The organism is Acinetobacter sp. 197 (genome assembly GCF_048148385.1).
Classification (GTDB): Bacteria; Pseudomonadota; Gammaproteobacteria; order Pseudomonadales; family Moraxellaceae; genus Acinetobacter; species Acinetobacter pecorum.
In genome coordinates, this window is sequence record NZ_JAYWZK010000003.1 from 244908 (window position 1) to 253321 (window position 8414).

At 43.8% G+C, this 8414-nt stretch carries 9 protein-coding genes; 1 reads left to right on the plus strand and 8 read right to left on the minus strand.

Annotation, left to right across the window (positions count from 1 at the left end; translation table 11 throughout):
* Positions 1-20: 20 nt before the first annotated feature.
* Together VXQ11_RS05170 and VXQ11_RS05175 are read right to left on the minus strand one after the other, a co-directional pair.
* Positions 21-944 (minus strand): mechanosensitive ion channel family protein, encoded by a 924-nt coding sequence (locus VXQ11_RS05170; protein ID WP_064102323.1) that lies wholly within the window; start codon positions 942-944, stop codon positions 21-23.
* Positions 945-953: 9 nt separating this feature from the next.
* Positions 954-1733, minus strand: a complete 780-nt coding sequence (locus VXQ11_RS05175; RefSeq protein ID WP_144724113.1) for a hypothetical protein — start codon at positions 1731-1733, stop codon at positions 954-956.
* A 144-nt stretch (positions 1734-1877) separates the two neighbouring features.
* Between VXQ11_RS05175 and gspE the strand changes: the two genes are divergently transcribed.
* The gene (gene gspE / locus VXQ11_RS05180) at positions 1878-3365 is read left to right on the plus strand and encodes a type II secretion system ATPase GspE (RefSeq protein ID WP_191730428.1); all 1488 of its coding nucleotides are present in this window, start codon (positions 1878-1880) and stop codon (positions 3363-3365) included.
* 50 nt (positions 3366-3415) lie between these two features.
* On the opposite strand, the gene VXQ11_RS05185 is transcribed toward gspE, so the two are convergent.
* From VXQ11_RS05185 to VXQ11_RS05210, 6 genes are all read right to left on the minus strand, one after another.
* Positions 3416-3808, minus strand: coding sequence for a DUF4951 domain-containing protein (locus VXQ11_RS05185; RefSeq protein WP_416705568.1), 393 nt, complete (start codon positions 3806-3808; stop codon positions 3416-3418).
* 179 nt (positions 3809-3987) lie between these two features.
* A complete protein-coding gene (locus tag VXQ11_RS05190) occupies positions 3988-4413 on the minus strand; it encodes an organic hydroperoxide resistance protein (protein WP_064094700.1) in 426 nt (141 codons plus the stop codon).
* Positions 4414-4515: 102 nt separating this feature from the next.
* Positions 4516-5343: a carbon-nitrogen hydrolase family protein gene (locus tag VXQ11_RS05195; protein ID WP_064094699.1), complete on the minus strand. Its 828-nt coding sequence runs from the start codon at positions 5341-5343 to the stop codon at positions 4516-4518.
* 20 nt (positions 5344-5363) lie between these two features.
* Positions 5364-5882, minus strand: coding sequence for an anti-anti-sigma factor GigB (gene gigB, locus VXQ11_RS05200; RefSeq protein WP_064094698.1), 519 nt, complete (start codon positions 5880-5882; stop codon positions 5364-5366).
* 112 nt (positions 5883-5994) lie between these two features.
* Complete coding sequence (gigA, locus tag VXQ11_RS05205; protein WP_064094697.1) at positions 5995-6963, minus strand: RsbU family protein phosphatase GigA; 969 nt, start codon at positions 6961-6963, stop codon at positions 5995-5997.
* 102 nt (positions 6964-7065) lie between these two features.
* A complete protein-coding gene (locus tag VXQ11_RS05210; protein WP_064094696.1) occupies positions 7066-7965 on the minus strand; it encodes a VacJ family lipoprotein in 900 nt (299 codons plus the stop codon).
* Positions 7966-8414: the final 449 nt, after the last annotated feature.

Genomic DNA, 8414 nt, shown 5'->3' on the forward strand with positions numbered 1-8414 from the left:
AAGGAGAGGGAATCTAAGGATTATTTCAGACCAGACTCTCTTTTGAGAGCCTTGTCATTGGCGTATTGATCGATCTCTTCATTTTCTAGAGGGCGGGAAAGTGGAGGATCGACAAAGCCCATTTTTGGCACCGGAATTTCAATCTGGTTATCGACAAAGCCGTTTCGAATCCGTTCCTGCATTTCATCACGTACTTTCAGGTAGTTTTCCTGTTGGCACCACACCGCAAACAGCAGTTCAATCGAAGATTCACGGAACGCAGTAACGGTGACGGCCGGTTTCGGGTCGGCCAGAACCAGTGCATACTTGTTGGCAACGTCCAGCAGTACTTCGCGCACTTTGATAATATCTTCATGGAAATTGATTGCCAAAGTAATTGGAATACGCCGTATCGGAAATTTTGACAGGTTCTGCACTGGCGCCCGAATTAGCTGTTCATTTGGCAACCGTACATAAATATTATCTTGGGTCAAAAGTTTAACCGAGAGCAGGTCAATCGAAATCACTTCACCTTCAATGGTATGCCCACGAATCAAGGTAATCTGGATGGTATCACCGACTTCAAAAGAACCTTCACCAATCAGGAACAGACCACTGATCAGGTTGGATGCCGAGGTTTGTGAAGCGAAACCCAGTGCGACCGTTAGAATTCCGGCAGCGCCAAGGAAGACACTGAGTTTAAAGCCGGCCTCTTTCAGGCTGGCCATCACAAATAGCAGGAAGATAAAATAGAAAATCCCGCGGCGCCAGACCAGTTTCTGATGGGCATTAAAACGTACCCCAATGGTCCGGATAAAGGTATTGGAAATAAAGCGTGCGATCAGGAAACCAATAAAGCACAACACCACCGCCACCAGAACTTCGGTCAGGCGGTCGGTATTGATACTGGTAAACACTCCCTTCAGGCTGTTGGTGACTTCGGTCGGAATATTTGAACTTGGCATCAGACGCCCTTAGAAAAATGAATCAAACATATTAAATAACGCACCTGCCGGATCGCGCGGTGGGTGCAGATAGGCCACTTCACCAGCATTGGGCGGCGTGCGGTTTTCGACCCGAATCCGCGGTGGACGGTCCGAACTTTCATGCAAGACCCGGATTTGTGAGGTCCATAAGCGGCCGGTACTTTCACTATAAAATAAAGGTAGAGCCGGTACAGGAACATTCATCCGGTCAAAGCGCAATTGCTGGTTACTGGTATTGTGAAATTCAATCGGTGTGACTGCACGAAAGGCCCGTGGATGTAACTGTTTCAGTTCGGTTCTGCCATCAACTGCGGTGGCATAACAGATTTCCCCCGAACGGTGATTGGGTCCAAACCAGGTGTCTTTTGGTAAGATCACCGGCAAGTCAAAAATGGGTGCACGCTGACCTTCGACAAAACCTGCAATCCATAAGGGGGTGCTGATATAAAGCGTACCGCGTTGTCCGGCCGGGATGTAAATCGGATCGACTGGCTTGATCACCACAGAACGGTCTGCAAGACGTGGCATGAGTTGCAGTTTATTTTGTGTGGATTTGAACATGTAGCGTTCAATTTTCACTGGTAGTGGAAAGGCAAAATTTGGATCATCAATCTGATGCCATTGCTGCTCATAATCGTATTGTACGGAAGGACGATAATATTCCAGTCGCCACTCCTGAATGCCCCGGGTCAGACGAAACAGCAAGGAGCCAAACTGCCAGGCTTTGGATTGATTTATTTCAAAATTCTGTTCTCCCCACCAGCGCATTTTTGCTATATTCGGGATTAATTCATCTTTATCTTGCGGCAATCTTGGCACCCTTTCTTGCTAAATCTTTGAAAACATACTTCACGCTGTCATATGCTTAGAGTACACTCAATTTAAATTTTTTCATCATTATTATAATTCGCGATGCAAGTACTTAAACAATTACAAATCCCATATAGCTTCGCCAAGCGCCATGGAGTGCTGTTGCGTTATGAGGGAGATCAGGCCTTTATTCTGCGTCGTGACAATACCTCCATGCTTGCATTGCAGGAAGCCCGCCGTCTGCTCGGCTATCCGGCCCATTTTCAGCTGTGTAGCGAACAGGAATTTAACCAGTTGCTCAGTTCCAGTTTTGCCGGCGATAGCGGGGAATCACAACAGGTGGCTGCCGGTCTGGAAGATCATCCGGATTTACTCAGTCTGGCCGATTCCGTACCAGAAGCAGAAGACCTGATGGATCAGGAAGATGATGCGCCAATTGTGCGTCTGATCAATGCGCTATTATCCGAGGCGATTCGTGTCGGGGCTTCCGATATTCATATTGAATCTTTTGAGAAAAAACTCTCGGTGCGTTTACGGGTCGATGGCCAGTTACGCGAAATTGTCCAACCACGTCGTGAACTGGCCCCGCTTCTGGTTTCACGGATTAAAGTCATGGCCAAACTGGATATTGCGGAAAAACGTATTCCGCAAGATGGCCGTATTTCCTTGCGTCTGGCGGGGCGTGAAGTTGATGTGCGTGTATCCACTTTGCCTTCTTCTTATGGTGAACGGGTGGTGATGCGTCTATTAGACAAGCAGGCTGGCCGGTTAAATATGACCCATTTGGGTTTGATGCAACCAGACTATGAACGCTTAACCCATCTGGTACATCGTCCACATGGAATTATTCTGGTGACCGGCCCGACGGGTTCGGGTAAAACCACCACCTTATATGCGGCACTTTCTGATCTGAATGACGGTTCCAAAAATATTCTTACGGCTGAAGATCCGATTGAATACCAGTTAGAAGGGATTGGTCAGACTCAGGTTAATACCAAAGTGGATATGACTTTTGCCCGTGCGTTAAAAGCAATGCTGCGTCAGGACCCAGATGTAGTCATGGTCGGCGAGATTCGTGATCTGGAAACTGCAGAAATTGCGGTACAGGCTTCATTGACGGGGCATCTGGTGTTATCCACCTTGCATACCAATACTGCTATTGGTGCAGTGACCCGTCTTAAAGATATGGGAATTGAGCCATTTTTGCTTTCAAGTTCCCTGATTGGCGTGATTGCACAGCGTCTGGTCAGAACCCTATGCCCACATTGCGCAACCTGGCGTGAAGCAGATGCTTTTGAGAAGAATCTGTTTGAACATATTGAACATCCCCAGGATTTAAAACTCCCTCAACCGCAAGGCTGTGAGCGCTGTGGCAATATGGGCTTTAGCGGGCGTACCGCAATTTATGAAATTGTGTCCGTCGATGATCATATGCGTCGTTTAATTCACGGCAATGCGGCTGAATATGAAATAGAAAGCTATGCCCGACAGTCATCAGGCTCCATTCGTGATGATGGTTTACGCAAAGTATTGGCAGGTAAAACTACGATTGAAGAAGTATTGCGAGTGACCAACGAAGCGGCAGATTAATCTTTTAATCTATTACTTTCATTATAAGGATCGTCAGGACTTTTGGAAATTTACCAAAGGCTGGCGATTTTTTTCATGAGCTGGGCACGAAGTGGTGCAGTCGGATTGCCCGGATTGCGCAGAGTTTCATTTTCATAAAATGTCTGCCAAGTCTGAATCATTTCTAAAGTCAGTCCCTCCTGTTTCATTGTTTCAACATTTGCCTGAGTGATATTGAAAAAACGGGCTTGCGCACCATCGGGACCTGTTCCCCAGCCGATAATTCCTTGACCAAATTCGGGTAAGTTCATGTTGTTTGGGGTAGGTGGAATGGGCAAGCGTTCAATCTCTGTATTGATCAGAGAATTTACCTGTGGGCGGATTTTTTCTGAGAGATGAAGATCTGCAAAAGAGGCGGTAGCAACGGTCAGTAAGAAAGAACTTAAAAGAACAGGTTTGAACATCAATATAAATCAGATAAATGAAAATAAGAATCATTATATATAATTTCTTAAGTTTTTGCTGTTGTTTTGAAAAGGAAGTTGGATGTTCAGGGAAAGTGAAGCAACTAAAAGTTGAAATTTATAATTGAAGCTTGGCTATCCTGAAACTCTTTTTCAGGATAGCAGTTAAGCAAAAGAGTTTAGGTAATGACGTTTAAGTTCACATCAATATTATTACGGGTCGCATTTGAGTATGGGCAGACGATATGAGCCGCGTCTACCAGTTTTTGCGCTTCTTCCTGATCCATGCCTTCAAGATGAATATTTAAGGTCACTTCAATACCAAACCCGGTAGGAATCGGTCCAATACCGACATCACCTTCAATAAAAGCATCTTTAGTCATATTGAGCTTGTCGCGATTGGCCACAAACTTCATGGCACCCAAAAAGCAGGCTGAGTAACCTGCAGCAAACAGTTGTTCTGGGTTAGTTCCACCGCCTGGGCCGCCCATTTCTTTGGGCACCGCCAATTGTACATCCAGAATCTGATCGTCAGAGGTCGCATGGCCATCGCGACCGCCGGTGGCTTTGGCATGTGCGGTATATACTGCTTTTTCTAATGACATGAGATAAATTCCTGCTTATTTTTTATGGAGCTTTCATGCTCAGCTATTTTGCTCGAAGAATAAGCAGGGATTTTGTTATTTTATGCAAATATAAAAAAGTTTTTAAGAGAGCTGGAGCAATTTACGATGTTGCATTAAAGGCATGGATTCACGCACTTTTTGTTGTTCGTTTAAATCAAAGTCTACCGTAATCAGACCTGCACCCTCTGCATGGATCATCTGCAGAAGCTGACCGCGACTGTTGGTGGCAGCTGCATGACCCCAAGTCTGACGTTTTTCACCATGCCAGCCTTGCTGGGCTGCACCAAGCACCGAGCATTGGGTATCCATAGCACGTGTTTGCAGCAGAAGCTGCCAGTGCATTTCACCGGTGGTATAGGTAAATGCAGAAGGTGCAGTTAAAAGATTTGCACCTTTGGCCCGCAGGTTTAAAGCCAGTTCCGGAAAGCGCAGGTCATAGCAGACCATTAAACCGATATTGCCAAAAGGGGTCTTTGCTACTACCACATCTGTACCAGGCTCAAAGAACTTGGATTCCTGATAACCACCAACTGCATCACCAACTTGTACATCAAACAGGTGAATTTTGTCATAACGCGCTTCAGTGCGTTCTGGACTGATACAAAGGCTGACAGTACGTACCCGACCGTCTTCAATGACTGAGCCGTCTGGGCGATAGGGACAGGGTAAGGTCCCAGCCACAATCCAGATTTCATATTGATGGGCAAGCTGTTCAAGACGTTGCTGAATGGCTTCAAATTGGGCAGCAGTTTCGCGCTGTTTTCCTGCGGCAAAACAGACAAAATTTTCAGGGAACACAATAAGTTCAGCGCCATTGGCCTTACTTTGTTGAATTAAAGATTCAATCTCCATGAAATTGGCATTAATTTCATTTTGAGAATTCATTTGTACAACAGAAAGTAAAGTCATAGTGTCCTCTTGGAAGATGGTTATACCTTTTGTTCGGAAACTTTATCCAAACTATCTTGCTCTTTCTGTAACTGTTTGACTAAAGGTTCAAACATGTTCTTGTTGCTTTGATTCAGCTTCATCAAGGTTTTATGCGCATCCAGAACAGTATTCAACATATTCTGATGGGTAATATGTTCTTCCATCAGGGCGCGTGTGCATACATTGGGATCGCCACAATAATTCAGGATTACAAACACTTGGCTCAGTCCCATACTGTTGGCCAGAGTGGTAATGTCAGAATTGGTAGAAAGCATAACAGCTTGAATATTATGTACTTGTTTGAGCTTTAGGCCTAGCTTTGCCAGAACACCCAGTACAGTACTGTCAATAAAAGTGGTTTCGGTTAAATCAACGATAGCGCCAACTACGTTGTCTTGCTGTTCAATTCTGTTCAGTAATTTGTCTAGACTAATACAAGACTGGGCACGCACTTCGCCGATAAGCTTAAAAATATGCGTTCCATTCAGACTTGCATATTCAACATGACCTGTTGACATATAAATGCCATTTGCAGAGAAGGATATTAAATTATCCCATAGGGTCCATGGATACTCAAGTGGCTGAAAGTAGTAATCAAATTAAGTGCTTATAAAGTCTGTAAATATAGTATTAATTCACTCTTATAAAACTTAAAAAGGCGATATCATCGGCCACATGTTCTGGTACCTGAAAAGACTGATGCTGTAAATGGTGTAATAATTGCGAGAATTGTTCATTTAATCCGCCATCAAAAGGCTCCAGTGCACCATCTGAACAAATAATAAAACGGGAATTGCGGCTTAATACCCATTCATTTTCCTCAACCTCAAGCTCTTCAGTCAGGCCTAAAGGGAAGCTGCTCGTAGCAAAAATTTTAGGTTCTTGATTGGGTTCAAATATAATGGGTGGCGGATAATGTCCGGCACTGGACCATTTCAATACGTGGGTTTCCAGATTGAGAATCCCAGCAATCATGGTGATGTGTTTTTCAATATTCTCCTGCATCAGCATTCCGTTAAGCTTCTTGATCAGCTCGCGCGGGGTTTTGGAGCGTCCATGAAAAGCAGCCATCCAGGAGGTCAGCAAACTGCTCGTCACTCCATGTCCCGACACATCGGCTAAATAGAAAATGACTTCTTTATCGCTAATTTTCCAATAATCATACCAATCTCCTGAAAGATAGGCAGAAGGCTGAAAATAGGTTTCGACCTTATAATTGTTTAGTTCAATCGCATTCGGTAACAATCTTTTTTGTAATTCTGCTGCAGAGGGAAGATCCCGGCTATCCTGGTTACGCTTGTATTGTGCGTCAATTTTTTGCAGCGCCAGATCTGGATTATCAGGAAGTTTATTCCAGATCCAGCCGGCTAAAGCTCCTTGTTCCCAAGCTTGAGCTAAAGCGGTACCTTCATTCTCTAAGGCCAGTACAATCGTGGGCAGATTCCATTTGTATTGCAGATAGTCATGCACATCTGCAATCGCGATAATTGTAGAGTCATAAAGTTCATGATCATCCAGATAGATCATCTGAACATGCGGAAGCGTATCAAGTACTTGATCTAAATAAGGAATATCACGAGTCGGTTGAATGAAGTACATAAAAAAGTGATTCAATCCCGGGATTGGTTATAAGAGCTACTATAACAAGCAAAAGATGGCTAGCGAAGAGATTTCACTAGCAATCATACATGAAACATAAACTTAAGGAGCGTCGGGGGAAGATTCAATAGTGTCCTCACTAAAAGGTACATCATCCGAATTTTCGTCTTCAAAATCATCTTCCAGGAATAGAGTATCCTGTTCTGTGCCTTTCTTTTCTGCAATCGTATAGTTGGTGCGTTGCAAATAAATATCGCGAATCTGTGCATAACGATCACCCGTCAGTACCCCTTCAACATCCAGTAGTTCCGACCGAGTATCAACCACACGCCAAAACTGGTCACTCCAGTAAAGACCGTCGTTATCTTCGAGAATATATTTTTGTGGACGGGCCTGGCTATCTACAACGCTACCAATTACTCCACGAACAGAACTTGGACCTAAAAATGGCAGCATGATATATGGGCCGGAAGGCACCCCATAATAACCTAAAGTAATTCCAAACTTTTCATCTTCATGACTTAAGCCCAGACGACGTGCCGGGTCTGCCAGCCCTAAAGTAGTTAAGGTATTAATCGTGAAACGGCCCAAAGACTTGGCGGCACGAGCAGGACGACCCTGAATCAACTGGTTGACCACATTCCAGGGTTCACCCAGGTTACTGCGGAACTGGTTATAACTGCCGCGAACATCTTGAGGAACCTTTTCCACATATTGTACGGCTACAGGACGTAACACAGTGCGGTCAATTACATCATTAAACTGATAGATCTTTCGGTTTAATGGCTGAAAAGGATCTTTAACCTCTTCGGCCTGTGCTGCTCTAGCATCGACTTTCAATTGTGTCTGTAATTGTTGGGCTTTATTCGAGATTTTCGTTCTAAGCGGTGTTTTTGCAGGCTCGTCGTTTAGATTTTCCACATCGGTAGTCGTCTCAGCAAAAACCTGTGGGGTTATGGCTAGAGAAAATAAACATATAGAGAAGTAAATAGAACGATGCATAAAGTAACCTGAGGCCTTTTCTGGGTAAGTAGCACTACTTATTAGGATGAAAATAATAAACGTTATATTCACGAATAGACATCATTTAAGCAAATTTGTATAAAAAATGAATGAAAACACACGAAAAGATTAAAAAATATACATACAAAATGATTTTTTAAAAAATGGGGTTGCAAGGGATGTGAAATGCTGTAGAATGCACATCCATCGGCGGTGATGAAGATTAAAACTTCTGATAAAACAGTGACTTAGTTAAGATTGATTGAGTTGGGTTTTAGAAAGAAAGTTTAAAAATAATGTTCATGACTGGTTGACTTTCTAGAGATAGAGAGTAATATAGCCGACCTAGCTTGCTGGTGACGAATCAGCAAGAAGATCATTAAGAGATTATGAAGAACAACTTGTGTGGATTTTTACTGGTTGATTGATCGAAATTATTTTCATTGATT

What these genes read in the sequence shown, in the direction of transcription:
- VXQ11_RS05170 (WP_064102323.1), bottom strand. Translation starts at nt 944, where the DNA reads ATGCCAAGTTCAAATATTCCGACCGAAGTCACCAACAGCCTGAAGGGA.
- VXQ11_RS05175 (WP_144724113.1), bottom strand. Translation starts at nt 1,733, where the DNA reads ATGCGCTGGTGGGGAGAACAGAATTTTGAAATAAATCAATCCAAAGCC.
- gspE (WP_191730428.1), top strand. Translation starts at nt 1,878, where the DNA reads ATGCAAGTACTTAAACAATTACAAATCCCATATAGCTTCGCCAAGCGC.
- VXQ11_RS05185 (WP_416705568.1), bottom strand. Translation starts at nt 3,808, where the DNA reads ATGTTCAAACCTGTTCTTTTAAGTTCTTTCTTACTGACCGTTGCTACC.
- VXQ11_RS05190 (WP_064094700.1), bottom strand. Translation starts at nt 4,413, where the DNA reads ATGTCATTAGAAAAAGCAGTATATACCGCACATGCCAAAGCCACCGGC.
- VXQ11_RS05195 (WP_064094699.1), bottom strand. Translation starts at nt 5,343, where the DNA reads ATGACTTTACTTTCTGTTGTACAAATGAATTCTCAAAATGAAATTAAT.
- gigB (WP_064094698.1), bottom strand. Translation starts at nt 5,882, where the DNA reads ATGTCAACAGGTCATGTTGAATATGCAAGTCTGAATGGAACGCATATT.
- gigA (WP_064094697.1), bottom strand. Translation starts at nt 6,963, where the DNA reads ATGTACTTCATTCAACCGACTCGTGATATTCCTTATTTAGATCAAGTA.
- VXQ11_RS05210 (WP_064094696.1), bottom strand. Translation starts at nt 7,965, where the DNA reads ATGCATCGTTCTATTTACTTCTCTATATGTTTATTTTCTCTAGCCATA.